A 24764-nucleotide genomic window follows, 5' to 3' on the forward strand; every position below is an offset into this window, starting at 1 on the left:
CATGAAGCCGAATCCGCACTGGATGCTCGCCGTGCTGTTGCTGCTGCCGCTCGGCAGCGCCAACGCGAAACGCGACGAGAAGACGCCCGATCCGCTCGCGGGCAGCACGCGCAAGGACGGCTTCTTCGAGGTGTGGACCGATCCGGCCAAGGGTCGCGTACTGCTCGGCGTCGAAAAACTCGACGAACCGTTTCTGCTCGTCACGTCGCTGCCGCACGGCCTCGGCTCGAACGACGTCGGGCTCGATCGCGGACAACCCGGCAATGTGCGCGAAGTGGAATTTCGCCGCGCCGGCCCGCGCCTGCTGCTGGTCGAGCGCAACACGCGCTACGTCGCCAGCGCCGACGACGCGGCCGAGCGGGCCAGCGCGCGCGAGGCGTTCGCCGAGTCGGTGCTGTGGGCCGGCGACATCGTGGCATCGAAGCGCTCGACGCGGATCGTCGTCGACTTCTCGTCGTTCCTTTCGTCCGACCGCCACGGCGTGGCCGAACGCCTCGACGCGACCAAGCAGGGCAAATACCTCGTCGACGACAAGCGCAGCGCAGCACTGCTCGACGACGCGAAGACGTTTCCCGACAACACCGAACTCGAAGCGATACTGACGTTCAACGGCGACGGCAAGGGCGAGTTCGTGCGCCAGGTCGCGATGGACCCGACAGCGCTGTCGGTGCGCCAGCACGTCAGTCTCGTGCGCCTGCCCGGCGCCGGCTACAAGCCGCGCGCGTTCCACCCCGGCTCCGGCGCGTTCGGCCAGGGCGCGATCGACTTCTCGCAGCCGCTCGCCGCGAGCCTCGACGTGCGCTGGCAGCCGCGCTTCCGCCTCGAGAAAACCGATCCGACCGCCGCGGTCAGCACGGTGAAGAAACCGATCGTGTTCTATCTCGATCCCGGCACGCCCGAACCGGTGCGCTCGGCGCTGCTCGACGGCGCCAACTGGTGGAAGAGCGCGTTTGAGAAGGCCGGCTACAAGGACGCGTTCCGCGCCGAGCTGCTGCCCGCCGACGCCGACCCGATGGACATCCGCTACAACACGATCCTGTGGGTGCACCGCGCGACGCGCGGCTGGTCGTACGGCGCGGCGCTGACCGATCCGCGCACCGGAGAAATCATCAAGGGCGCGGTGACGCTCGGCTCGCAGCGCGTGCGCCAGGACATCCTCATCGCCGAAGCGCTGACCGCGCCGTACGACAAGCGCAACGCGAACGAACTCGCGCAGCGCGCCGAAGCGATGGCGCTCGCGCGCCTGCGCCAGCTCGCCGCGCACGAAGTCGGCCACGCGCTCGGCTTCGCGCACAACTTCGCCGCGAGCCGCGAAGGCAACGGCTCGGTGATGGACTATCCGCATCCGATGCTGCGCGTGGCGTCCGACGGCGCCGTCGCGCTCGCCGATGCCTACGGCGTCGGCGTCGGCCCGTGGGACGACTACATCGTCAAGTACGGCTACGCCGATTTCGGCGGCGCCGACGAAACCGCGGCGCTCGCGCAGCTGCGCCGCGACGCCGAGGCCGCGGGCCTCGAATATCTCAACGACGCCGACGCGCGCTCGCCGGGCATGGCGCATCCCGACGCATTGCTGTGGGACTACGGCAAGAACTCGCTCGCGACGTTCGACCTCCTGCTCGACGTGCGGCGCCGCGCGCTGGCCGGCTTCGGCACCGGCGCGCTGCCGCCGGCGCGGCAGCTCGGCGAACTCGAAGCGCGTCTCGTACCGATTTATCTTTTGCATCGCTACCAGACCGAAGCGGTCGCGCGCCTGCTCGCCGGCGCGAGCTATCGCTACGGTCTTGCCGGCGACACGAAGCCGGGCACGCAGGCGGTCGCGGCGAGCGACCAGCGTGCGGCGCTCGACCGGCTCGTGCGCACGCTGTCGGCGGCCGAACTCGCGCTGCCGCCGAACGTGCTCGACAGCCTGACGCCGCCGGCCGCCGACTACGAACGCGGTCGCGAATATTTCGCCACTCGCACCGCGCCGCTGTTCGATCCGTTCGCCGCGGCGCAGGCCGCGAGCGCGCAGACGCTGACGTTTCTGTTCGATCCGGCGCGCCTGAACCGGCTCGCGTGGCAGCACGCGCGCGACGCGGCGCAGCCCGGCGTCGACGACGTGCTCGACGCGGCATTCCGCGGCACGTGGCAGCGCGATACGAAGACCGACGCCGCCCCGGGCGCCGCCGCGGTACAGATTGCCGCAAACTGGACGATGCTCGACGCGCTGCTCGCCGTCGTCGACGCCGGACAGCTGCATGCGCAGGTCGAAGCGCAGGCGCGCGCACGGCTCGCGTCGTGGCGCGAGTGGCTCGCCGCGAACCCGGGCGGCGCGACGACCGCGGCGAACCGCAAGCAAGCGGCGACGCTGATCGGGCAATACCTTGCCGATCCGAAGTCGGTGAAGCTGCGGCCGTTGCCGCCGGTGCCGCCGGGCGCGCCGATCTGAATCCCGGGAGGCCGGCGCCGTTCAGGCGGCCGGCCACTCCCCCGTCGCCAGCGACTGCGGCGACCAGCCCTCGGGCTCGAACGCGAAGCGCAGCGGCAGCGCCTCGGGCCGGTGCACGACGCGGCGCGGCGTGAAGCGCCACAGCCGCTCCGCGCCGCGGAACGTCGCGATCTCCGGTGCGTCGAGCAAAACTCGCGCATCGCCGGTCAGTTGCAGCAGATCGCCCGTTTCGAAGTCGACGAACACGAGCCCCGCGCGCGGATTCGCGACGAGATTGCCGAGCGTGTTGAAAAACCGGTTGCCGGCGAAATCCGGAATCGTCAGCGTGCCGTCGTCGTCGACGCGCACGAACCCCGGGCGTCCGCCGCGATGCGAGACGTCGACCTGCCGCTCGCCGTTCTCGCGGTCGACGTACGAGGCGACGAAGAACGTGTCGGCGTGCGCGATCGTCGTGCGCGCCGCGTCGTCGAGCCCGTCGCTCGTGCGTGCCGGCAGCGGCGACGGCGCGAACGGATCGCGCGCGAAACCGAATTCCCGCCGCTGGATGTATTGCGGGCAGTTGCCGTAGCTCTGCACGACGCCGACGTCGAAGCCGTCGTCGCGCTCGCGCCGGATCGTGCCGTTCATCCGGTTGCGCCGGCGCGTGTGCAGCTCGATGCCGAGCATGCCGATCGCATCGCCGTCGTTCATGCCGGCGTCCGCCGGATCGCTCGCGTCGCGCGGCAGCCGCACGCGCAGGCGATGCGCGTCCGGCGCGGCAAGAAAACCCGGCGCACCGGCGCGCAAGGTCGCCCACGCGTCGCCGTTCGCATCGACCGCGCCGAACACCGCGAACGGCAGCTGCGGATAGAACAGCCGGTGCTGTTCGATCAGGTGATCGCGGACGACGCGCCGGCCGATCTCGTCCATGCGCTCGGCCGCGCCGATCGACCGCTGCAGTTCGATCTCGCCGGCATGCCACGGCGACCCCGGCACTCGCTGCTCGTCCTGCGCGTTCACGCGACGGCCTCCAGGCCCACCGCCGAGCGCACGAACGGCACGAAGCCCGGCAGCGCCTCGACGCGCGCGAGCCACGCGTTCACGTTGGCATAAGACGACAAATCCACATTGCCCTCCGGCGCGCGCGCCACGTAGCTGTACAGCGCGACGTCGGCGATCGTCGCACGGTCGGTCGCGATCCACCGCCGTCCCGCGAGCGTCGCGTCGATGACGCCGAGCACGGCATGCGCGCGCGCGATCACCTCGTCGGCGGCGAACGGCGCGCCGAACAGCGTCACGAGCCGCGCCGCCGCCGGTCCGTACGCGATCTGTCCCGCCGCGACCGACAGCCAGCGCTGCACCTGCGCCGCGGCGAACGGTTCGTCGGGTAGCCAGTCGGTCAGGCCGAACTTGCGCGCGACGTAGACGAGAATCGCGTTCGAATCGGAAACGAAGACGCCGCCGTCGTCGAGCACCGGAATCTGCCCGAACCGGTTCAGCGCGAGAAATTCCGGCGCCTTGTGCGCGCGGCTTCCGAGATCGACCGGCACCAGCTCGTACGGCACGCCCACGAGCGACAGAAACAGCTGCGCGCGGTGCGCGTGGCCGGACAGCGGGTGGTGATAGAGCTTCATCGCGAGACTCCGAATGGGACTGCGCGCAGTTTCGCCGTTCCGGTCGAGGCATTGAATACGCAACGAAGGCAATGGACTATTACGCCAACTGGAATGATCGGAGTCGATCATGGATCGCTGGCAGGCGATGCGCGTCTTCGCCAAAGTCGCCGAAACCGGCGGCTTCGCGCCGGCCGCGCGCGCGCTCGACCTGAGCCCGCCGGCCGTGACGCGCGCGGTCGCCGCGCTCGAAGCGCAGATCGGCACGCGCCTTCTCGTGCGCACGACACGCACGGTCAAGCTGACCGAGGCCGGCGCGCGCTACTACGACGACTGCCGGCGCATCCTCGCCGACATCGACGAGGCAGAGGCCGCGGCGGCCGGTTCGTACGCGACGCCCAGCGGCACGCTCACGGTCACCGCGTCGGTGCTGTTCGGGCAGCTGTACGTGCTGCCGATCGTGACGGAATTTCTCGACCGCCATCGCGCGGTGACGGCGCGCACGCTGTTCGTCGACCGCATCGTCAACCTCGTCGACGAGGGCATCGACGTGGCGGTGCGCATCGGCCCGCTGCGCGATTCGGACTACCGCGCGACGCGCGTCGGCGCAGTGCGGCGCGTCGTCGTCGCATCGCCGTCGTATCTCGCGCGCGCCGGCACGCCCGAGGCGCCGGCCGATCTCGCGCGGCACGACATCGTCGCCTCGGTGGCCGCGCGCGGCACGAACGACTGGACGTTCGGCCGAGACTCGCGAAGCGTCGTCACGGTGAAGCCGCGGCTGACCTGCAATACGAACGCGGCGGCCATCGCCGCGGCGATCGAGGGGCGCGGACTGACCCGCGTGCTGTCGTACCAGGTCGCGCCGGCGCTCGCGGCGGGCCAGATCGTCGCCGTGCTCGAAGCGCACGAGGAAGCGCCGTGGCCGATCCACGTCGTGCACGGCGAAGGCCGGCGCGTGACGGCGAAGGTGCGCGCGTTCGTCGACCTCGCGGTCGAGCGCCTGCGCGGGAACGCGCTGCTCGATCAACACGAACGCGACAACGCACTGCTCGATCAGCACGAACGCGGCAACGCGCTGCTCGATCAGCACGAACGCGACAACGCGCCGCCCGATCAGCGCGAATAGCGCCAGGAAACCATGCGGCCGTCTTTGTAAGGCATCACGCCGTGGAACGGCCTTGGATCGCCGTCGAACACGAGCGGCAGGAAATGGCGGTCGCCTTCCCACAGCGGCAGGTCGAGCATGCGCGCGCGGTCGACCCATTCGAGCGCGCCCTCGGCGTTGCGCGTCAAAGGCGTGCCGGTGTAGCGCGTCACGACGAAGAGGAAGCCGAGCCAGTCCTCGCCGTGCTTGCCGAAGCCGGGCCAGCTGATCGTGCCGCGCAGCGACAGCTCGTCGCAGTCGATGCCCGCCTCTTCGTGGATTTCGCGGCGCATGCCGGCGAGCACGTCCTCGTCGGGTTCGAGCTTGCCGCCCAAGCCGTTGTATTTGCCGAGCTGGTGGTCGTCGGGACGCGCGTTGCGGTGGATCATCAGCACGCGCTCGCCGTCCGGCGACAGCACGTAGCCCAGGGTCGCTACGATCGGTGTATAGGGCATTGTTGCTTTCTATCTTTTTGTGGAACGGCCGCGGACATGTGCCGAAAGGCACGGGCGTGTGCGCAGTATCCGGCAAACGCGTGACGTCGGTTGCGTCTAGACTTCACGCGCCGCATCGGAGAATAGCGTCATGAGCATCGTCACGGGGAGTCTCTTCGCACTCGCGCTGGCCGCTTCGCCGGCGACTCCTGCGCCACCGAAGCCGGCAACGACAACGCTCGCGCCCGGCGTAACGCTGCTGCGCGGCGAATTCGTGCCCGGCCGCCAGCCCGACGGCAACACGATCGTCGTCGACGCCCCGCAAGGCCTCATCGTGTTCGACACCGGCCGCCACGCCGAGCACGCGCAAGCCGTGCTCGATCTCGCCAAGGCGCGCGGCAAGCCGATCGCCGCGATCGTCAATTCGCACTGGCATCTCGATCACGTCGGCGGCAACGTGAAGCTGCGCGCGGCGTTTCCCGAGGCGAAGGTGTACGCCACCGGCGCGATCGACGCGGCGCTCGGGGGCTTTCTCGCCAGCTACCGGCGCCAGCTCGCGCAGGCGATCGACATGGCCGCGAGCGATCCGAAAAAGCAGGACGGCTATCGCGCGGAACTCGCGCTGATCGATGCGGGCGAACGCCTGCAGCCGACCGAGCGGATCGCGGCTTCGGGCCCGCGCGACATCGCGGGCCGGCGCGTCGAACTGCAGGTCGTCGCGCCGGCCGTCACCGGCGGCGATCTCACGCTGTTCGACACGGTGACGCGCACGCTCTTCGCCGGCGATCTCGTCACGCTGCCGGCGCCGCTGTTCGACACTGCGTGCCCCGCGCGCTGGAGCGCGGCGCTCGCCGCACTCGACGCGTCCGATTTCAAACGGCTCGTGCCCGGCCATGGCGCGCCGATGCCGCACGAGCAGCTGTCGCAGTACCGGCGCGCGTTCGACGGACTGCTCGCCTGCGCCGCGAGCAAGCGCGCGGCGGCCGAATGCACCGCGGGCTGGATCGCCGACGCCGGCGCGCTGATTCCCGACGCCGAACAGGCGTTCGCGCGCACGCTCGTCGACTACTACGTCGGCAACGTGCTGCGCGGCGACGCATCGCGACTGGAAGCCAACTGCGCGGCGCCGAACGATCTACACTGACGTCCCTTGCCGCCAGGAGTCGTGACATGCCCGTCGAACTCGGCTATTTCGTCGTCACCGTGCGCGATCTTGCGCGCGCGCAGCGCTTCTTCGGCGAGCTCATGGGATGGGAATACGCCAACGAGCACGGCCACGCGAACTACGCGCACGTCGCCAACACGAAGCTGCCGATGGGCCTGTTCGTCGGCGAGCCGGCGCGGTTCGAATCGCTGTCGTTCCGCGTCGACGATCTCGACGCGATGCTCAAGCGCGTCGTCGATCTCGGCGGCTCGTACCGCGACGTCTACGACAGCCAGTCGGGCCGCGGCGCGGTCTGCCGCGACGACCAGGACACCGAATTCAGCCTGTGGCAGCCCGCACCGGGATACTGACGCCGCGCTACGGATGTTCGGCTTCGGTATGCACGCGCTCGCGCCGCAACAGGTACAGGCCGGCGAGCACGATCACGGCGGCGCCGGCCAGCATCCGCGCGTCGGGCAGCGTTTTCCACAATACCCAGTCGAGCGCCATCGCCCAGGCGAGCGCCGTGTATTCGAACGGCGCGACGATCGACGCCGGCGACGCGCTGAATGCGTACGTCACGAGAAACTGTCCGACCGCGCCGGTCGCGCCGATGCCGGCGAGCACCCACCAGTCCTCGGGCCGGATCGCCTTCCAGTCGTTCCACGCCGCGATCGTCGCGAACAGCGACAGCATCGCGAGCATCCAGAACACCATCGACTGCGTGCTGTCGGTGCGGCCTAGCACGCGCACGGCGATCGCCGACACCGAATAGCCGAGCGCCGCGACGAGCATCGCCGCGCCGCCCAGCGTGAGCATGCCCGCGCCGCTGGGCTTGAGCACGATCAGCACGCCGCACATGCCCACGCCGATCGCTGTCCAGCGCCGCCAGCCCACCTCTTCGCGCAGAAACAGCGCGGCGATCGCGGTGATGAGGAGCGGCGCCACGAAGAAGATCGCGTAAGCCTCGGCGAGCGGCATCAGGCGCAGCGCGTAGGCGAACGCCGCGAGCATCACGACCGCGAGTACGCCGCGCAGCAGATGCAGCGCCCAGCGCACGCGCACGAGCTGCGCGAAGCCGCCGTCGGCGAGCGCCCAGACGAAGACGAGCGGCAGCGACGCGAGGCCGCGCAGCGCCGCGACCTGCATCGGCGGGTAGTGCGGCGACAGCAGCTTCAGTCCCGAATCCATCAGCGCGAACAGCGCGACGGCGCCGACCATGCTGGCGATGCCGCGCAGGCGGCCGGTTTCCGACATGACGCGATACTCGATGCGACGATCGATCGAGCATACCAGCGGCCATCGTGTTTCTGTTCAAAGCACAGTTAGCCGAATCAGGTCATGCTTGCGCATCCCGTTCGCGAGACTAGGCATGAACTATCGACTGTTTTTTCTGACGGCCTGCACGGCGCTCGCCGGCTGCGCGACGACCACCCGCACCGTCTACGACGAGCCGCGCGAAGAAGATCGTCCCGTCGTCGCGGCAACCGACCGCTACGAGCCCGTGCCCGGCCGCGGTCCCGACGTGATCGACCCGCTGCGTGCCGCGGCGCCGCCGGATCAGCCGGAAATCTCGGCGGGCAAATCGCCCGCGGCCGATCTCGATCAGCTGACGCCGCAGTCGTACGTGCTCGTCGGCAACAGCCGCCACGCGCGCGACGACGACGACGCGCGACGCTGGATCTTCGACCAGGGCCGCGCCGTCGGCGCCGACAAGATTCGTCTGTATGCGCCGATCGATCCCGCGTCGGCCGACGCGCTCGCGGCCGCGTACTTCGTACACGTGCGCCTCGTGTTCGGCGCGAGCTTCCGCGATCTCAACGCGGCCGAACGCGCCGCGTATCCGGCCGGCGGCGTGCGCCTGGGCGACATCGTCGGCGCGAGCCCCGCGTCGCGCGCGAACCTGCGCACCGGCGACCTAGTCACCGCGCTCGACGGCCGCACCGTCGCCGATCGCGCCGCGTTCCAGGCGATGCTCAAGGACAAGATGGGACGCACCGTCGCGCTGACCGTCGTCCGCAACGGCGAAACGATCGAGCGCAAGGTTCAGCTCGGCCGCACGTTCGCGGCGCAATAGCGCGCAAGATCGGGCACCCTGCAAGCCGCGCCGTGCCGATTGGGCTTTCTGCCTTTTGGCGAGCGCAACCGCTGTCTGAAAAAAGCGCGCTGGCCCAAGCGCTTGCCGAAACGTCGTCCGATGGCATGAAACCTGTTGCACCGGTGCTACCGACGAGCACTGGAGTCAGGTCATGGCGCGCAAGACCACGAACACACGCAAGCCCGAAGCGAGCAAGACCGACGCTGGCAAGACCGACGCTGGCAAGACCGCGGCAAGCAGGACGACCCGCCGCAAGGGCAAGGTAGCCGCCAGCACGACTGCTGCGATGAAGCGCTCGAGCGAAATCGTGCCGAAGCGCGCGCCGTTCGCGCGCACCGCGCAGCAGCTCAAATCGCCCAAGGTGTTCGTGCCGCTGGCGGTCGCCCTGGGTATCGGCGTCGCCGCCGTGCGCAAGATCGCCGGCGTCGCCGCCGCCCGCGGCCCGCGCGCGCTGCCGCGCATGGCCAGGGAAATCTCCCCGCGCTTCTCCGAAGCCGTGCACGCGCTCGCCGAACTCGGCCGCGAACTGCGCGCGAAACTGCGCTGAGGAGTTTTCCATGAAACCACTTTTCGTCATTGTTGTTCTTTGTCTCGGCGCTTCCTGCGCGCACGCGCAGGCCGACCGGCCGCTCGACAATGCCACCCTCAAGCAGGCCGAATACCCGCATCCGACGGGCACGCTCGTCGTGACGACCGGACAACCGGCCGCGCGCGCACCCGAGGCACGGCCGCCGTTCGACGCGCTCGACCGCAACGGCGACGGCCAGATCGACGAGCGCGAGGCTGCCGCCTACATCACGCTCGCGAACGATTTCGACTACGCCGATACGAATCGAGACCACCGCGTGTCTCGTCGCGAGTTCGACCGCTGGTAACCACGAAAACGCAAGGAGCCCCGTCATGAACGTCAAAGCTGTGTTGTTGAGCGCCGCGCTCGCGCTGCCCGGCATCGCCGGCGCCGCGTCGCGGCACGATGCCGAACTTGCGATGACCGCGGCACAGAGCGCGATCGACGCTGCCGAACGCGCCGGCGCCGCGCAGTACGCGATGCCCGACCTGACCACCGCCCGCGGCGGCATGGCGAGCGCCGTGGGCCTCGCCGACCGGCGCGACTGGACCGGCGCGATGCTCGCGTCGGAAAAGACCGGCGTCGACGCGAACCTCGCCGAAGCGCGCAGCCGTCAGGCGCGCGCCGAAGCGGCTACCCAGGAAGTGGAAGACGCGGTGCGCACGCTGCGCGCCGAACTTGGCGCCGGAGGCTGAACCATGAAACGCACACAGATAGTATTTGTCGCCTTGTTCACGACGCTGCTCGGCGCGTGCGCCAGCACGCCGCGCGGCCCGCTGCCCGAAGTGGTGCGCCTGCAGACCGAACTCGACCGGCTGCACGGCGATCCGCGGATCGCGCCGAACGCGCAGGCGGAACTGGCCAAGGCCGATCAGGCCGTCGGCATGCTGGCCGCGAACGGCCGCAGGCTCGATCGCGAGCTGTTCGATCACGGCGTCTACATCGCCGATCGCCTCGTGCGCATCGCCGAGGCCGAAGGATCCGCGCGCTACGCCGAACAGCACGCGCAGGAACTCGGACGCGAACGCGAAACGCTGCTGACGCAGGCCCGGTCGCGCGACCTGTCGATTGCCCGCGCCGACGCGAACGCCGCGGCGGCCGCCGCGCGCGACGCGCAGGATCAGGCCGCCGCGGCCCGCTACGACGCGCTGACCGCGCGCCAGCAGCTCGCCGAGCTGCAGGCGAAGGAAACGCAGCGCGGCACGGTCGTGACGCTCGGCGACGTCCTGTTCGAAACCGGCCGCGCCGAACTCAAGCCGGGCGCGACGCGCAGCCTCGACCAGCTCGCGCAGGTGCTGCGCAACGACGCGCGCTCGATCGTGTCGATCGAAGGCCATACCGACTCGGTCGGCTCGCGCGAATACAACGTCGACCTGTCGCTGCGTCGTGCCGAATCGGTGCGCGCGTATCTGACCGGTCCGGGCGGCGTGTCGCCGAGCCGCGTCAACGTGCGCGGCCTGGGGCCGGACTTCCCCGTCGCGGACAACGCGAGCATGAGCGGTCGCCTGCAGAACCGGCGCGTCGAAGTGATCGTGCAGAACAGCGTGGCGCTGCGCTAGAGGGCCGCGCCACGTTGCGGCCTTGACGATCCGAGCTCGTTCGGACGCAAGGCCGGGCCAGGGGCGCCGCTACCGGACAATGCTCTCGCGCCGGCCGCGGCATCACACCTCCCCTCGCCGCCCCTCTCCCCCGTGCTCGTTCGGGGGAGAGGGATTTTGCTTAAGCCCTCTCCCCCAACGCCGTTGGGGGAGAGGGTTGGGTGAGGGGGCGACGCCAAGTACTTCGTCGCACTCGACGAAGTGCACAGCGCCCTCCCCCTCACCCCGCCCCTCTCCCCCAAGCAAGCTTGAGGGAGAGGGAGTATCGGCCGTCAGTGATGCCCCATCACCCCGCCGCCGTCGCCGTCGGGCAGCACCATGCGGATGTTCTGCATCATGCCGTTGTCTTCGTGATCGAGGATATGGCAATGCAGCACGTACTCGCCGATGTAGCGTTCGTAGCGTGAGCGCACGTACAGCTTGTAGCCCTGCTTGACGAACAGCGTGTCGCGCCACGTGTTCTTGAGCGTCGAATACTGCGTGTCGGGCTTCTCGCCGGGTTTCTTGCAGTCGTCCTTCGTCTTCCAGTTCGTGTAGTCGGGGTTCTTGCCGTCGCTGACGTCCTGGTCGCACACATTGAGGATTTTCACGACCTGGAACGGATTGACGTGGATGTGGAACGGATGGTTCGCCACCTTCGATGACAGCTCCCATTCCTCGACGCGACCCAGCACGAGTTCGCGTGCGGTTTTCGGGTCGTACGGTTTGTCGTTGACCTGGAACTCGGTCACGGGCGGATCGGGAGGCACGGCCTCCTTGGTGACGATATTGAATTCCACCTTTTGCGCAACCGTGCCGGGCTTGGTCAACTCGCCGTCGGTGATCGTCTTGTGCGGTTCGAAGTTCGTCAGCTTCAGGCCGTTGACGAGATCGGTCTTGATCGCGTCGCGCATTTCCGGCCGCTGCGTGACGCCGGCCGCTTCGACCAGCCGCTGCGTCAGATACTGCTTCGGATCGGCGATCACGGCGCCGCCCTTGACCACGACCGTGCCGAGCAGCTGGCGGCTTTCGGCCTGCACGTTCACCGTCGCCTCCGGCGGCGCTTCGGCGTCGATGACGCAGTAGCGCCCGGGCTCCGGGAATACGACGAGCACGTCGCTGCGATAGCCCGGCTGCAGCGTGTTCTGCGTCTTCTCGATGATCTGCGCGTGCGTCAGGCCGTCGGCCGCGATTTCCCACTGCCGCAGCGGATCGCCGACGCAGTTCGCCTTCGCCCACTCGGCCTGATCGACCGCCGCCAGGCGCTCGAACGCCGGCGCGCCTTCCCTGAGGCGCTTGAACTGCAGGCTGATCGTATTGCGCACGCCGGCATGCACCGCGCGCCAGCGCTCGATAGTGCCGGTGTCGGTCACTTCGAAGATCGGCAGCACGCGGCCGTTGACGCTGGTGTAGCGGCCCGACTGCTTCCACGACGACGGACCGAACTGGTCGTAGCTCGTGATGCGGCCGATATCGCCCGGATCGCAGATCCACGCGATCACTTCGCCCTTGTCGTTCTTCTTGACCTTGATCTGGTTGGTGACCTTGTCGCGGCACGCGTACTGCACCTGCTGGAACTGCGCGACGCGCTCGCTGAACGCCTTGCCGACGAGCAGCGTGTCGATGTCGCCGGTCTTCTCGCGCGTCGGCTGGCGGCTGCCGCGCACGATCATCGTACCGGCCATGCCGCTGGCCACCTGCAGCGCGGTCGAGCCGTGCAGGTGCGGGTGATACCAGAACGTGCCCGACGGATGATCGAACGGAATGTTGTACTCGTACTGGAAACTGACCTTGGGCCTGATCGTGATCAGCACGTTGTCGCTGTTGCCGGTCGGGCTGACCCACAGGCCGTGCGAATGCAGGTTCGTCGAGTTGAAGCAATGCGGGGTGTTGATGTTCGGCGGCTTGCAGTTCGGCTCTTTTTCCAGATTGTTGTTGAGCGTGATGCGCACGGTTTCGCCGGGCTGCGTCTGGATCGTCGGCGCGACGAACGGCACGGCCGGATCGGTCTTGGGGCTCTTGTACGAACGCAGTTCGACCGTGTCGTAGACACCGGTCGCCGGATTCAGGATGCGCGACGTCGTCAGCTGGATGTCGAGCGTCAGCGGCGCCTCGTGCGGCCCGAGTTCGGGCAGGCCGAACGCGGTCGCCGGCGTCACCGCAGCGCCCTCCACCGCCGCCTTCTTCACCGCGCCGTCGCGCACGATCGTCGCGAGCACCGGCGGCGTGTCGATGCGCTCGGCGTCCTGCGCGCTCGCGGCCCCGCCGACCGCGGCGAGCAGCGCCGCTATCGCATAGTCGAGGCGAACCTGCGCCCGGCGCGGACGCGACGCGTTTGTCGTCTTGTTCATCGTTCCTTCCCCCTGAGTCGTGGAACCGCCGATGGGCGGCACGAGCGTTCGGTGCCGCCGCCGCGGGCAAGCATATATTGACTTTTACAACTAATCCACTACACGATTTTGACGCAAGTCGGCGTAGATTCGGTGATAGTTTGCGTCGCCGGACTGCGCTGAGCCTGACGGGGAAAGCGCCTCGAACCGCGCGGGTCGGCAGCGAGGCTTGAAGCTGAGCAAAACGGGACCGCGGCGCCGCCGCGGCGATCGACTATTGCCGAAAGGAAACCGTGCCATGCCCGCCGTATCGAAACTGCTGCTCGCGCTCGCGCTGACCGTCGCGAGCGCGAGCGCCGCCGCGCAAGAACCCAAGGTCTGTTCCGGAACCGCCAGCGGCATCCAGGGCGTCATGTACTTCAACAGCAAGCCCAAGGACGCCGTCGCGTGCCAGATGCACGTCAAGGACGGACGCATCGCGTTCGATCCGATCGTGTCGAATCCCGGCATGAGCTGCCCCGACGCGTCGGCGTGGAAACTGTTCGCCGACGCGGTCAAGCAGGAGTTCTGGACGAAGTGGGCGTCCGACCAGCAGACGTGGCCGGGCACGCCGCTGGCGCTGTGCGGCACGGGCACGACGGCCAACTGCTGCACGTTCGGCGCCGCGACGAATCCGGGCTACGACAACAAGGACAACCCGGCGGTGAGCTGCCCGTATTTTCCGGGCGATCATCTGAAGCGCGGCGCGCTGCCGCCGGTGCGCAACGCGAACCCGCCGTCGAAGGCGCACTTCAACACGTTCACGCACGGCATCGCGATGATGAAGCTCGCGTCGCCCGACAGCAACGACACCGGCCGCGAGATCCGCCAGTCGATGGCCGAACTCGTGTTCCGCAACAAGCCGATGTTCGACTTCGTCTTCCGCAACGACCTGTACAACCAGGAAGGCATCCAGCAGGTGTTCGCCCGCAACGCGAACAACATCACGGCGAAGAACAGCCTGCCGTATCGCGCCAGGTCGACGACCGGACAGCTCACCGAAATCGACTTCCCGATCGATTCGGTGATGATCAAGAGCAACTGGATCGAAAAGACCCGCGCCGAGAAGCTCGGCCTGCGCGACGACCCCGACGCGCCGTACATCAAGATGACGATCGCGACGGCGGTGAACGACAACAACGCGCCGATCTTCAAGGCCGGAGAGCACTGGCTGGTCGCGTTCCACATCTCGTCGAAGGACACGCCGAACTGGATCTGGGCGACGTGGGAGCACGTCAACAATCCGGGCCGCTGCGACTACATCGGCTGCAACGATTCGTTCGGCTACGCCTCGGCCGACAAGGTCGGCGCGAACCAGGAGACGAACTACACGACGCCGCACACGCAGTGCGATCATCTGGATCTCGCGAGCTGGGTGTTCAGACTCAACGAAACCTACGAGAGCGGCCCGCGCAGCAAGAACCTCGCCGACACGTTCAACGCGCTCGGCATCGGCACGAAGGTGCCGGCGTACGACGAGGCGAAGCAACTCGTGCCGAACGCGAGCGACCGCGGCTGGCTGAGCTATCGACTGAAGGGATCGCAGGTCGACTTCACCGATTCGTACGGCGTGCCGACGCTGCTCGGCAATTCGGTGACCGAAGGCGGCTTCATGCAGACGTCGTCGTGCATCACCTGCCACGCGCGCGCCGGCACCAACGCGGCCGGCACGATTCCGCTCGCGCTCGGCGTGTTCGTCAATTCGTTGAACGAAACCGGTTATCTGCAAAGCATCAACGGCGCGCCCGATCCGAACCTGTACTTCGCGAGCAATCAGCCGCCCGCGCTGCAGGTGCTGCAGACCGACTTCGTCTGGGGCTTCCTCACGGCCGGCTGCGTCGGCAATCCGAAGGGTCCGCCGTGTCCGCCGGCGGCCAAGGCCGCGCCGTCGCTCAAGTCCGAGGCGGCACCGGCGCCGGGCGAGCGGCGTTCCGTTCGCGACCTGATCCAGTCCGGCGCCGGCCGGGCCGAAAACAACGACTAGGAGCCGGCCATGCACGCACTGCAGGACATCTTCGTCGGCAAGTGGAGCTATCGCAGCTATCGCAACGATCCGGATCTCGCGAAGGAACCGAACAAGCTCCTGTTCGGCAAGGGCACGATCGAGATCGTCGAGGCGCCGCCGGCGCTGCTCGCCGGCACGATCGGCGGTCCGGGCTGGCAGCTCGCGCTCAAGGGCTCGCGCAGCTACGGCAATCCCATGGAGATCCGCTTCGAGGGGCGCGGCGACGTCGGCGGCGCGCCGTGGATCTACTCGTACGTCGGCTGGCTCGTGCCCGCGTGGCCGAACGGCATCGACCAGCGGCCCGCGATGGTCGGCTCGATCGTGCGCGTGATTCCGCACCCCAGCACCGACGAGCACGGCAACCCGATCACCGCGCCGGCCGGCGTCACCGCATCGTGGATCGCGGTGCGCCAATAGCGCGGTAAGACGGCCGCGGGAGCTCGCTCCCGCGGCCGGTCGCGTTGCGGTATCGTGCGCGCTTCGCCGCAAGGACGCCCGCATGTCGCAACCTCTCGTCACCTGGCGCGACCGCCTGCGCTATCGCTTCGAAAACACGCTGTCCAAAGGCGCCGTCGCGATCATCGGCTGGCTCGCGCTCGTCTCGACGGCGATCGTGCTCGTCGCCGCGCTCGTGCTCACGCTGCTCGGCGTCGCGCAGGAACCGGCCGACCCCGCGTCGCGCCTGGACATCGGCGAGGGCGCGTGGCTGAGTCTCATGCACGCGCTCGACTCGGGCAATCTCGCCGGCGACCACGGCTGGCTGCTGCGCCTTCTGATGCTGCTCGTGACGATCGGCGGCATCTTCATCGTCAGCATCCTGATCGGCACGATCACGTCGGGCCTGGAATCGCGGCTGGCCGAGCTGCGCAAGGGCCGCTCGCGCGTGATCGAGCGCGACCACACGCTGATCCTCGGCTGGTCGAGCAAGGTCTATTCGATCATCGGCGAGCTGATCGTCGCGAACGAAAACCAGAAAAAGCCGCGCATCGTCATCCTCGCCGACCGCGACAAGGTCGAGATGGAAGACGACATCAAGGCGAAGTTCGCCGACACGAAGAACACGCTCGTGATCTGCCGCCGCGGCGACCCGCTCGATCTCGACGACCTCGCCGTCGTCGATCCGCACGGCGCGCGCTCGATCGTCGTGCTCGCGCCGGAGATCGACAATCCCGACATCTACGTGATCAAGTCGGTGCTCGCGGTGACGAACAATCCCGCGCGCAAGGACGAGCCGTATCACATCGTCGCCGAGATCCGCGACGCGCGAAACCTCGAGGCCGCCGCGCTCGTCGGCGGCGACGAGGCGATCTACGTGCAGGGCGAAGATCTCATCGCGCGCGTCACCGCGCAGACGTGCCGGCAGTCGGGCCTGTCGGTCGTCTACACCGAACTTCTCGACTTCGACGGCGCCGAAATCTATTTCCGCGACGAACCCGCGCTCGCCGGCCGCAGCTACCGCGAGGCGATCGGCGCGTACGAGGATTCCGCGCTGATCGGCCTCATGCGCGCCGACGGCGAAGTGCTGATCAACCCGCCGATGAAGACGCGCATCGAGAGCGGCGACCGCATCGTCGCGATCAGCGAGGACGACGACACGCTCGTACTGTCCGGCCGCGCGCCGCCGGTCGCCGACCGCTCGGCGATCGTGCTCGGCGCGAAGGCCGAGGCCGCGCCCGAACGCACGCTGGTGCTCGGCTGGAACGAAAAGGCCGAGGCGATCGTGCGCGAACTCGACAACTATGTCGCGCCGGGTTCCGAGACGATCGTGCTGTGCCGCCGCGACGGCGCGCGCGAAGCGCTGGTCGGCCTGTCCAAGCGCCTGGTCAACCAGCGCCTGCGCTTCGCCGACGGCGAAATCACCGACCGCGCGACGCTCGACGCGATGAAGGTGCCGGAGTTCGCGCACATCGTCGTGCTGAGCTACACGCAGCTGCCCACGCAGGAAGCCGACGCGCAGACGCTGATCGCGCTGCTGCACCTGCGCAACATCGCGCAGGCGAGCGGCCGGCGGCTGTCGATCGTCAGCGAGATGATGGACGTGCGCAACCGCGCGCTGGCGCAGGTCGCCAAGGCCGACGACTTCATCGTCAGCGACAAGCTCGTGAGCCTCATGCTGTCGCAGCTGTCGGAGAACAAGCATCTCGACCGCGTGTTCCGGCAGCTCTTCAGCGCCGACGGCTCGGAGATCTACATCCGGCCGATCGGGCAGTACGTGCGCACCGCGGCGCCGGTGGATTTCTACACGCTGCTCGAAGCCGCCGCGCTGCGCGGCGAAACCGCGATCGGCTATCGCGTCGCGGCGCTCGCCGACGACAAGGATGCCGGCTACGGCGTCAAGGTGAATCCGAAGAAATCGGACAAGGTGCAGTTTGCGCCGGGCGACCAGCTGATCGTGCTCGCGGAAGACTGAGCGACGCGAATACGTTCCCATTGCGATGATGGGAATCCTCGTTTGTTTGCGCTTTGGACAAAGCGCTGGCACGTACAGCGACAGTCGCCTTCGGGGCTGCGGGCATTGTCCCCCCGACGGCGACGGACCCGTGCGATCGGACGCACGGTCCACTCACGAACCCTTCACGCCGACGCGCGCGCGTCGGCCGGGCGTTCGTGCGCGTGCCGGCCGCGCCGCCGCATCGGCTGCGGCGCCCGATCCCCCGCAATCACAAAGGACATCCATGCGCATCTACACGCTCAGCCACGGCGACATCACGAGTCCCGTGTACGCCCGCGTCGCCGCGGACGCTTCGTCGACGCCGTACGTCGACGGCACCACGTTCGAGCCCGGCGATCTCTTCGTCATCGACGCCCTCACCTGCTCGCCCGACGAGGTGAAGCTCGGCTATCCCGCGATCGACGCCGGCGCCGCCGTGCTGCTGCTCGACGCCGACGACGATCACAAGAAAGCGCTCTCGGGCAGCATCGGCTTCCGCTCGCACGGCGCGAGCCGCGGCTATCACGTGATTCGCCGCAAGGACGACGACGGCGTCGTGCGCTGCTTCATCAGCGAAGTCGGCGACAGCACCGCGCCGGCGAGCCTGTACTGCGCGAGCGGCACCGGCAACAAGGAGAGCGGCAACGACGTCGTCAATCCGCTCGCGACCGTCTACGAGAACCAGCCGCAGACGACGCCGATGACGCAGACCGACCTCGACTTCTTCGCCAAATCGCTCACGACCGCCGCGGTCGCGACGACCGCCGGCTCGTCACCGCCGGAAGGACTCGTCTGGTACAACTGGGTCTATTCGCGCACGCACACGTTCACAGCGAGCGGCTCGTACAACAGCGACGCCGACCTCGGGCCGCCGCCGTCCAAGACCATCACGACGTATCTCACGTACGTGATCCAGGGCGCGCTCAACAACGCAACGCAGAGCGGCGCGTTCCAGTACCTCGGCCTGCAGGAAACCGGCATCTTCCAGAACAACGGCATGGCGTCGAACACCGACACGAGCTGCGGCTGGACGCTCGGCTCGATCTGCCCGATCTTCACCGTGCCCTCGTCGCTCGTGTGGTACCAGAGCTCGCCGAGCAATACGAACAACGTCAGCACGGTGACGACCGGCTCGTCCGTCACGGTTGGCTTCAACGCCGGCAACACCGGCGGCAGCGGCAACGCGAGCTATACGTATTCCAACTCGGTGACCGAGAACATCACCGACTGGTACATCACGCAGCAGACCGCGACGAACTGGGTCTACGGACAGAACACGCCGTTCGACGGCAACACGACCGATCCGTCGGAGATCAACAACAGCCGCGGCTGGAACGGCACGATCGACACCAGCACGTTCCCGACGATCTCGACGAGCTCGCTGCAGTTCGCCGCGAGCGCGGTATGGAAGACGAACCAGGTGATCACCGACGAGGTGACCATTTCGACGTCGAACCGCATGCGCGTCGACTACATCATGGTCGACAAGGTGCTGGGCTTCGGCAACGCATGGGCCGACTGGTGGTACCAGAACCCGCCGGGCGATTCGTTCTCGATCGACATGTCGATCCTGACCTGATCTGCGACACGTGCCGCGCCGGCACTCCGGCGCGGCACGGCAACGGTTCGCCGCTGCCGGCGCATCGAGGCCGCGATGCCGGTGCGAGCACGGCTTGCGAGGCGACGGCCGCGGGACGGCCGCCGGCACGCGGCGCGTGACGAACGCCGCGCGGCACGTCAAAGTAGCGCCCCCGCGGCGACCACGGCCGCGCTCCGAGCCCCGCGCAACCGCTCATGTCCGATACGATCCCGACCGACCTCGCCGTCATCGGCGGCGGCCCCGCCGGCCTCATGGCCGCCGAGGTCGCGCGCGCCGCCGGCCTCGACGTCGACCTGTACGACGCGATGGGCTCGGTCGGCCGCAAGTTTCTCGTCGCCGGCAAAGGCGGTCTCAATCTCACGCATTCCGAACCGTTCGAGCCGTTCGTCGCGCGCTACGGCGAACGCGCGCACGAGGTGCGCGCGTGGCTCGATACGTTCGACGCCGACGCGCTGCGCGCATGGGCGCGCGGCCTCGGCGTCGAAACGTTCGTCGGCACGTCCGGCCGCGTGTTTCCGGCCGACCTCAAGGCCGCGCCGCTGCTGCGCGGGTGGGTGCGTCGCCTGCGCGCGAGCGGCGTGCGCCTGCACATGCACCGGCGCTTCACCGGCTGGGACGACGACGGCGCGTTGCGCTTCGTCGACGACGGCGACGGCACCGGGCACCGCGTGCGTGCTCGCGCGCTCGTGCTCGCGCTCGGCGGCGGCAGCTGGCCGGTGCTCGGTTCGACCGGCGCGTGGACCGGCGCGCTCGCCGCGCGCGGCGTCGACATCGCGCCGCTCGCGCCGTCCAACTGCGGCTTCGACGTCGCCTGGACCGCGCATTTCGCCGAGCGCCACGCCGGCAGCCCCGTCAAGCCGGTCGTCGTGCGTGCGCGCGACGCGCACGGCGGCGAACACGCGCTGCAGGGCGAGTTCGTCGTCGCGAACTACGGCGTCGAAGGTTCGCTGATCTACGCGCTGTCGGCACGCCTGCGCGATGCGATCGCGCGCGACGGCGGCGTTGAAATTCTGCTCGATCTCGCACCGGGCCGCGACGCCGCGCGCCTCGCCGCGGATCTGGCCAGGCCGCGCGGCGGCCGTTCGCTCAGCGAGCACCTGCGCCGGGTGGCCGGCATCGCCGGCGTCAAGGCCGGGCTCGTGTACGAACGCGTGTCGAAGGCCGATCTCGCCGATCCGGCGAAGCTCGCCGCGGCGATCAAGGCGCTGCCGATCCGGCTCGATCGCGCGCGTGGGCTCGACGAGGCGATCAGCACGGCCGGCGGCGTGCGTTTCGAGGCGATGGACGAGCACCTGATGCTGACCGCCCTGCCCGGCACGTTCTGCGCCGGCGAGATGATCGACTGGGAGGCGCCGACCGGCGGATACCTGCTGACCGCGAGCTTCGCGAGCGGCGTCGTCGCGGCGCGCGGAGCGGTCGCGTGGCTGCGGCGGCAATGAATCGGCGCGATACTCCGCGCGCGACAGCGCGTCGCCTGCCGGGACTATCGCAATGACCGCCGCTTCGATCGTTTTCTTCGATATCGCCGGGCCCGACATGGCGGCGCTCGACACGTTCTACGCCGACAACTTCGGCTGGGCGATCACCGCCGCCGGCACCTCGGCGCTCGTCAAGACGCCGACGCTCGACGGCGCGCTGCGCCAGGATCCGCCCGAGAAAATCCTCTATGTCGGCGTGCCCGATCTCGACGCCGCGATGCGCAAAGTGGCGGCAACCGGCGGCAAGGTGCTGACGCCGAGAATTCCGATTCCGACCGGATCGTTCGTGCTGTTCGAAGATCCCGCCGGCAATCGCATGGGGCTGTTTCAGGCGAAGGCGGGCTAGCTGTACGGCCGGTCGTCGGTATCGCTCATCCACGCGGGAATGTCGCTACGCGCGTGCAGGATGCGCCAGACGTCAATGCTGTCGCCATCGGCCAGATAGAAAATCACGTACGGATATCGAGACAGCACAAGGCTGCGCAGGCCGAGGATCTCGATGATATGCGAGTAACGCAACGAACCCGACGACGGATGTCGCGAAAGTCGTTCAAGGGCCTTGGCGAACGCATCGACAAACCCGAAGGCGACGCTCTCGCCAGCTTCCGATGTGTAGTAGTCGACGGCCGCCTCGACATCCCTGGCGGCCTGGGTTCGCAGCACGACCCGGCGCGAACTCATCGCTTCTTCTTGCTGCGTACCCTGTCCCGCAGGGCATTCAGATAAGTCTCGTCGACTTGCGGGCCCGGCGGCGACGCGGCGCCGGTCAGCAGCAGACTCCGCAGCCGCTGTCGGTCCTGATCGCGACGGATCAGCTCGCGCACATACTCGCTGCTCGTACCGTAGCCGCGTTCCACGACCTGCTCGTCGACAAACGCCTTGAGCGTATCCGGCAAAGAAATATTCATCGTGCTCATGTCGTGCAGCGTAGCGCTGTTGGCAAATTTTGGCAAACACTGCGTTGCGTCAAACGATCACCACCCATGGCCGGACTGTTTTCAGACTTACGTTGTCACTCTCGAACAAAAGGCATTTCCATGCTGCAAACGCACAATGTGACCTAGTCGAGACATGTAGTTGACAACGTTGTCAGGCGAGCGCATTGTCGCGCCCACGCCGCCGGCGGGCCGCGTTTCGCTGCGATGTGGATTCCGTCACATTGGAATTCGTACGCCGCGCGACGCGCACGCCGCGGCGAGCCTGCGGACGCCGGCCGCGCGCCAGGGAAGCGCGGCAACCTGACGACGCCCGCAGTCAACGTGTGCCGGGGAGGGCGCACGCGATCGGACGCCATGCGCATCGGAGCATCACGCCAGGACGCCGCCGCGCGACTCGGCGCGGCACCCCGCATCGTCCGTCCGCGCACTCCCGGGTCTGCCTCCGCAACCTCTCGCAACGGAGTATGGACATGCGCTTTCGATCGTCCCTGCCGGCCCTCGCCGGTCTATGCCTGTTCGCTTTCGCTCAAGGCCCCGCCCTCGCCCAGACCGTCAACTGCACCGGCGTGGCGCAATGGAGCCAGAGCGCCATCTACAATCCCGGCGACCGCCTCGTCTATCAGAACCGCCTGTACCAGGCGAACATTCCGATCTGGAACGCGCCGCCGACGCACTGCCCCAGCTGCGGCTGGTATACCGACCTTGGCGCCTGCGGCGGCGGCGGCACGAACGTGCCGCCGACCGTGCAGCTGACCGCGCCGGCCAGCGGCTCGAGCTTTGCGTCGGGCGCGAACGTCGCGGTGTCGGCCAACGCGTCCGACAGCGACGGCACGATCAGCCAGGTGGAATTCTTCCGCGGTTCGACGTCGCTCGGCGTCGACACGTCGTCGCCCTACGGCGTGACGTGGTCGAACGCCGCGGCCGGCAGCTACACGCTGACCGCGGTCGCGCGCGACAATCTCGGCGCGACGACGACGTCGAGCGGCGTGTCGGTCACCGTGACGCCGCCGTCGAACGACACCACGCCGCCGAGCGTGCCGGCCGGTCTCACCTCGACCGGCCGCACGAACACGACGATCTCGCTGTCGTGGTCGGCGTCGACCGACAACGCCGGCGGCAGCGGCGTGGCCGGCTACGACGTCTATCGCGGCGCCGCGATCGTCGGTTCGCCGACCGGCACGTCCTTCACCGACTCGGGCCTCACGCCGAACACGACGTATTCGTACCGCGTGCGCGCACGCGACAACGCGACCAACGCGTCGGCGCAGAGCGGCGCGGTCAGTGCGACGACGACGAACGTGCAGCCGCCCGCCGGCCGCAAGATGATCGGCTACTTCGTGCAGTGGGGCATCTACGGCCGCAACTACCGCGTCAAGAACATCGACACGAGCAACACGGCGGGCAAACTCACGCACATCAACTACGCGTTCGGCAACGTGCGCAACAACCGCTGCGAAGTGGGCCTGACGATTCCGTCCGATCCGAACACCGGCGCCGGCGGCGATGCGTTCGCCGACTACAGCAAGGCGTTCCAGGCCGGCGAAAGCGTCAGCGGCGCGGCCGACACGTGGGATCAGAAACTGCGCGGCAACTGGAATCAGCTCAAGCAGCTCAAGGCGAAGTATCCGGGCCTGAAGGTGCTGATCTCGCTCGGCGGCTGGACGTGGTCGCGCGGCTTCGCGAGCGCGGCGCGGCCGGAAAACCGCCAGGCGTTCGTCGCCTCGTGCATCGATGCCTACATCCGCGGCAACCTGCCCGTCACCGACAACGCGGGCGGCCCGGGCGCGGCGGCCGGCGTGTTCGACGGCATCGACATCGACTGGGAATACCCGGCCGCGTGCGGCCTGTCGTGCGGCACCGCCGAGGAGAACGCGAACTTCACCGCGCTGCTGGCCGAGTTCCGCCGCCAGCTCGATCTGGAGCGTCCCGGCCTGTTGCTGTCGATCGCGGCCGGCGCCGGCGTCGACAAGATCCGTGTGACGAATCCGGGTCAGTACCACCAGTACCTCGATTTCATCAACGTGATGACGTACGACTTCCACGGCGCCTGGGATCCGCAGACGAACCATCACTCGGCGCTGTACGGATCGCCGGCCGATCCGTCGACGGGAGACCAGCGTTCGTACAACTCGAACGACGCGCTGCAGGCATTCATCACGCGCGGCGTGCCGGCGGCGAAGCTCAATCTCGGCATCGGCTTCTACGGTCGCGGCTGGACCAACGTGCCGAACCAGAACAACGGCCTGTACCGCAGCGGCAGCGCCGCCGGCGGCACGTACGAGGCGGGCATCGAGGACTACAAGGTGCTCAAGAACCTGGGCCATCCGAGCTTCACCGACGCCACGGCGCGCGCGCACTGGACGTTCAACGGCACCACGTTCTGGAGCTACGACAATCCGGCGCTGATCCTCGAGAAGATGCAGTACGTGAAGAACCAGGGTCTCGGCGGCGCGTTCGTCTGGGAGTTCAGCGGCGACGACGCGCAAGGTTCGCTCGCGACCGCCGTGAAGGACGGACTGCAGTAACGTTCCCGCAACAACCGTGCGTTTCGGCGGCCCTTCTCGCGACGGGGAAGGGCCGCCGTTTTTTCGAACGCGCGAGACGAACGGTCGTCTCGTGCGCGCGCCGGAGCGCTTTCACGCCGCGCGCACGAAACCTTCACGCAACGGCCGCACGACGATCTAGATTCGTATAGTAGTACGTTGTTCGCGTATTGAATCTTTATCCAATAGGCATATGATCCCTGTGCGCGACGCCCGCAGGCGTCGCGCACAGGGCCGGCGAGGCATCCTCGGCGTCGCTGCGGCCCCTTCGGCAAGGGGATACGGATGGCGTATTCACTCGATCGCCGGGCGCGAGTCCGGCCGCCCGTTCGCGCGTCGCGCCGCAGCCCGCGCGACCGACCGGCGTCGCCCTCCTCTTTCTCTTCCGATGCATTCCCGTTCGACGAATCGC

General features: G+C 68.3%; 23 protein-coding genes. 16 read left to right on the forward strand and 7 right to left on the reverse strand.

Annotation, left to right across the window (positions count from 1 at the left end; genetic code table 11):
- The first annotated feature begins 1 nt into the window (after position 1).
- Positions 2-2431: a zinc-dependent metalloprotease gene (locus tag OD750_RS07405; protein WP_263543863.1), complete on the forward strand. Its 2430-nt coding sequence runs from the start codon at positions 2-4 to the stop codon at positions 2429-2431.
- A gap of 21 nt (positions 2432-2452) precedes the next feature.
- Here OD750_RS07405 and OD750_RS07410 read toward each other — a convergent pair whose 3' ends face one another.
- Together OD750_RS07410 and OD750_RS07415 are read right to left on the reverse strand one after the other, a co-directional pair.
- A complete protein-coding gene (locus tag OD750_RS07410; RefSeq protein WP_263543864.1) occupies positions 2453-3430 on the reverse strand; it encodes a pyridoxamine 5'-phosphate oxidase family protein in 978 nt (325 codons plus the stop codon).
- Positions 3427-4044, reverse strand: coding sequence for a glutathione S-transferase family protein (locus tag OD750_RS07415; protein ID WP_263543865.1), 618 nt, complete (start codon positions 4042-4044; stop codon positions 3427-3429). Before OD750_RS07415 ends, OD750_RS07410 begins: the two co-directional genes overlap by 4 nt.
- Positions 4045-4153: 109 nt before the next feature.
- Here OD750_RS07415 and OD750_RS07420 point away from each other — a divergent pair, with 109 nt between their 5' ends.
- A complete protein-coding gene (locus OD750_RS07420; RefSeq protein ID WP_263543866.1) occupies positions 4154-5149 on the forward strand; it encodes a LysR family transcriptional regulator in 996 nt (331 codons plus the stop codon).
- Here the strand turns inward: OD750_RS07420 and OD750_RS07425 are convergent.
- A complete protein-coding gene (locus tag OD750_RS07425; RefSeq protein ID WP_263543867.1) occupies positions 5137-5622 on the reverse strand; it encodes an NUDIX hydrolase in 486 nt (161 codons plus the stop codon). The genes OD750_RS07420 and OD750_RS07425 overlap by 13 nt on opposite strands.
- A gap of 130 nt (positions 5623-5752) precedes the next feature.
- Between OD750_RS07425 and OD750_RS07430 the strand changes: the two genes are divergently transcribed.
- On the forward strand, positions 5753-6745 hold the full coding sequence (locus tag OD750_RS07430) for an MBL fold metallo-hydrolase (protein ID WP_263543868.1): 993 nt from the start codon (positions 5753-5755) through the stop codon (positions 6743-6745).
- Between the two features lie 26 nt (positions 6746-6771).
- Entirely contained in the window at positions 6772-7116 is a 345-nt protein-coding gene (locus OD750_RS07435; RefSeq protein ID WP_263543869.1) for a VOC family protein, read from the forward strand.
- 7 nt (positions 7117-7123) lie between these two features.
- On the opposite strand, the gene OD750_RS07440 is transcribed toward OD750_RS07435, so the two are convergent.
- Positions 7124-8002 carry a DMT family transporter gene (locus tag OD750_RS07440; protein ID WP_263543870.1) on the reverse strand — a complete coding sequence of 293 codons (879 nt, stop codon included), beginning with the start codon at positions 8000-8002 and terminating at the stop codon, positions 7124-7126.
- Between the two features lie 115 nt (positions 8003-8117).
- On the opposite strand from OD750_RS07440, the gene OD750_RS07445 reads away from it, so the two are divergent.
- From OD750_RS07445 to OD750_RS07465, 5 genes are all read left to right on the forward strand, one after another.
- Positions 8118-8822, forward strand: a complete 705-nt coding sequence (locus OD750_RS07445; protein WP_263543871.1) for a PDZ domain-containing protein — start codon at positions 8118-8120, stop codon at positions 8820-8822.
- 172 nt (positions 8823-8994) lie between these two features.
- A complete protein-coding gene (locus OD750_RS07450) occupies positions 8995-9390 on the forward strand; it encodes a hypothetical protein (RefSeq protein ID WP_263543872.1) in 396 nt (131 codons plus the stop codon).
- A 10-nt stretch (positions 9391-9400) separates the two neighbouring features.
- Positions 9401-9718 carry an EF-hand domain-containing protein gene (locus tag OD750_RS07455; protein ID WP_263543873.1) on the forward strand — a complete coding sequence of 106 codons (318 nt, stop codon included), beginning with the start codon at positions 9401-9403 and terminating at the stop codon, positions 9716-9718.
- 25 nt (positions 9719-9743) lie between these two features.
- Entirely contained in the window at positions 9744-10106 is a 363-nt protein-coding gene (locus OD750_RS07460) for a DUF4398 domain-containing protein (protein WP_263543874.1), read from the forward strand.
- A gap of 3 nt (positions 10107-10109) precedes the next feature.
- A complete protein-coding gene (locus OD750_RS07465; RefSeq protein ID WP_263543875.1) occupies positions 10110-10970 on the forward strand; it encodes an OmpA family protein in 861 nt (286 codons plus the stop codon).
- 311 nt (positions 10971-11281) lie between these two features.
- On the opposite strand, the gene OD750_RS07470 is transcribed toward OD750_RS07465, so the two are convergent.
- Positions 11282-13339, reverse strand: a complete 2058-nt coding sequence (locus tag OD750_RS07470) for a multicopper oxidase family protein (RefSeq protein ID WP_263543876.1) — start codon at positions 13337-13339, stop codon at positions 11282-11284.
- A 277-nt stretch (positions 13340-13616) separates the two neighbouring features.
- On the opposite strand from OD750_RS07470, the gene OD750_RS07475 reads away from it, so the two are divergent.
- The 6 genes from OD750_RS07475 to OD750_RS07500 all read left to right on the forward strand — a co-directional run bounded on the left by OD750_RS07475 (position 13617) and on the right by OD750_RS07500 (position 21217).
- Positions 13617-15341 (forward strand): hypothetical protein, encoded by a 1725-nt coding sequence (locus tag OD750_RS07475; RefSeq protein WP_263543877.1) that lies wholly within the window; start codon positions 13617-13619, stop codon positions 15339-15341.
- 9 nt (positions 15342-15350) lie between these two features.
- The gene (locus OD750_RS07480; RefSeq protein WP_263543878.1) at positions 15351-15779 is read left to right on the forward strand and encodes a hypothetical protein; all 429 of its coding nucleotides are present in this window, start codon (positions 15351-15353) and stop codon (positions 15777-15779) included.
- 82 nt (positions 15780-15861) lie between these two features.
- Entirely contained in the window at positions 15862-17772 is a 1911-nt protein-coding gene (locus tag OD750_RS07485; RefSeq protein WP_263543879.1) for a CASTOR/POLLUX-related putative ion channel, read from the forward strand.
- Positions 17773-18037: 265 nt separating this feature from the next.
- Positions 18038-19372 (forward strand): hypothetical protein, encoded by a 1335-nt coding sequence (locus OD750_RS07490; RefSeq protein WP_272841849.1) that lies wholly within the window; start codon positions 18038-18040, stop codon positions 19370-19372.
- Positions 19373-19587: 215 nt separating this feature from the next.
- The gene (locus OD750_RS07495; RefSeq protein WP_263543906.1) at positions 19588-20832 is read left to right on the forward strand and encodes a TIGR03862 family flavoprotein; all 1245 of its coding nucleotides are present in this window, start codon (positions 19588-19590) and stop codon (positions 20830-20832) included.
- 52 nt (positions 20833-20884) lie between these two features.
- Positions 20885-21217 carry a VOC family protein gene (locus OD750_RS07500; protein ID WP_263543907.1) on the forward strand — a complete coding sequence of 111 codons (333 nt, stop codon included), beginning with the start codon at positions 20885-20887 and terminating at the stop codon, positions 21215-21217.
- Here the strand turns inward: OD750_RS07500 and OD750_RS07505 are convergent.
- On the reverse strand, positions 21214-21552 hold the full coding sequence (locus OD750_RS07505) for a type II toxin-antitoxin system RelE/ParE family toxin (protein WP_263543908.1): 339 nt from the start codon (positions 21550-21552) through the stop codon (positions 21214-21216). The genes OD750_RS07500 and OD750_RS07505 overlap by 4 nt on opposite strands.
- A complete protein-coding gene (locus OD750_RS07510) occupies positions 21549-21788 on the reverse strand; it encodes a ribbon-helix-helix domain-containing protein (RefSeq protein ID WP_263543909.1) in 240 nt (79 codons plus the stop codon). The genes OD750_RS07505 and OD750_RS07510 overlap by 4 nt, the downstream gene beginning before the upstream one ends.
- A 491-nt stretch (positions 21789-22279) precedes the next feature.
- On the opposite strand from OD750_RS07510, the gene OD750_RS27445 reads away from it, so the two are divergent.
- Positions 22280-24334, forward strand: coding sequence for a glycosyl hydrolase family 18 protein (locus tag OD750_RS27445; protein WP_336407551.1), 2055 nt, complete (start codon positions 22280-22282; stop codon positions 24332-24334).
- Positions 24335-24764: the final 430 nt, after the last annotated feature.

Origin of the sequence: Tahibacter soli, assembly GCF_025717065.2 — a bacterium.
Classification (GTDB): Bacteria; Pseudomonadota; Gammaproteobacteria; order Xanthomonadales; family Rhodanobacteraceae; genus Tahibacter; species Tahibacter soli.

What these genes read in the sequence shown, in the direction of transcription:
- OD750_RS07405 (WP_263543863.1), top strand. Translation starts at nt 2, where the DNA reads ATGAAGCCGAATCCGCACTGGATGCTCGCCGTGCTGTTGCTGCTGCCG.
- OD750_RS07415 (WP_263543865.1), bottom strand. Translation starts at nt 4,044, where the DNA reads ATGAAGCTCTATCACCACCCGCTGTCCGGCCACGCGCACCGCGCGCAG.
- OD750_RS07420 (WP_263543866.1), top strand. Translation starts at nt 4,154, where the DNA reads ATGGATCGCTGGCAGGCGATGCGCGTCTTCGCCAAAGTCGCCGAAACC.
- OD750_RS07425 (WP_263543867.1), bottom strand. Translation starts at nt 5,622, where the DNA reads ATGCCCTATACACCGATCGTAGCGACCCTGGGCTACGTGCTGTCGCCG.
- OD750_RS07430 (WP_263543868.1), top strand. Translation starts at nt 5,753, where the DNA reads ATGAGCATCGTCACGGGGAGTCTCTTCGCACTCGCGCTGGCCGCTTCG.
- OD750_RS07435 (WP_263543869.1), top strand. Translation starts at nt 6,772, where the DNA reads ATGCCCGTCGAACTCGGCTATTTCGTCGTCACCGTGCGCGATCTTGCG.
- OD750_RS07440 (WP_263543870.1), bottom strand. Translation starts at nt 8,002, where the DNA reads ATGTCGGAAACCGGCCGCCTGCGCGGCATCGCCAGCATGGTCGGCGCC.
- OD750_RS07445 (WP_263543871.1), top strand. Translation starts at nt 8,118, where the DNA reads ATGAACTATCGACTGTTTTTTCTGACGGCCTGCACGGCGCTCGCCGGC.
- OD750_RS07450 (WP_263543872.1), top strand. Translation starts at nt 8,995, where the DNA reads ATGGCGCGCAAGACCACGAACACACGCAAGCCCGAAGCGAGCAAGACC.
- OD750_RS07455 (WP_263543873.1), top strand. Translation starts at nt 9,401, where the DNA reads ATGAAACCACTTTTCGTCATTGTTGTTCTTTGTCTCGGCGCTTCCTGC.
- OD750_RS07460 (WP_263543874.1), top strand. Translation starts at nt 9,744, where the DNA reads ATGAACGTCAAAGCTGTGTTGTTGAGCGCCGCGCTCGCGCTGCCCGGC.
- OD750_RS07465 (WP_263543875.1), top strand. Translation starts at nt 10,110, where the DNA reads ATGAAACGCACACAGATAGTATTTGTCGCCTTGTTCACGACGCTGCTC.
- OD750_RS07470 (WP_263543876.1), bottom strand. Translation starts at nt 13,339, where the DNA reads ATGAACAAGACGACAAACGCGTCGCGTCCGCGCCGGGCGCAGGTTCGC.
- OD750_RS07475 (WP_263543877.1), top strand. Translation starts at nt 13,617, where the DNA reads ATGCCCGCCGTATCGAAACTGCTGCTCGCGCTCGCGCTGACCGTCGCG.
- OD750_RS07480 (WP_263543878.1), top strand. Translation starts at nt 15,351, where the DNA reads ATGCACGCACTGCAGGACATCTTCGTCGGCAAGTGGAGCTATCGCAGC.
- OD750_RS07485 (WP_263543879.1), top strand. Translation starts at nt 15,862, where the DNA reads ATGTCGCAACCTCTCGTCACCTGGCGCGACCGCCTGCGCTATCGCTTC.
- OD750_RS07490 (WP_272841849.1), top strand. Translation starts at nt 18,038, where the DNA reads ATGCGCATCTACACGCTCAGCCACGGCGACATCACGAGTCCCGTGTAC.
- OD750_RS07495 (WP_263543906.1), top strand. Translation starts at nt 19,588, where the DNA reads ATGTCCGATACGATCCCGACCGACCTCGCCGTCATCGGCGGCGGCCCC.
- OD750_RS07500 (WP_263543907.1), top strand. Translation starts at nt 20,885, where the DNA reads ATGACCGCCGCTTCGATCGTTTTCTTCGATATCGCCGGGCCCGACATG.
- OD750_RS07505 (WP_263543908.1), bottom strand. Translation starts at nt 21,552, where the DNA reads ATGAGTTCGCGCCGGGTCGTGCTGCGAACCCAGGCCGCCAGGGATGTC.
- OD750_RS07510 (WP_263543909.1), bottom strand. Translation starts at nt 21,788, where the DNA reads ATGAGCACGATGAATATTTCTTTGCCGGATACGCTCAAGGCGTTTGTC.
- OD750_RS27445 (WP_336407551.1), top strand. Translation starts at nt 22,280, where the DNA reads ATGCGCTTTCGATCGTCCCTGCCGGCCCTCGCCGGTCTATGCCTGTTC.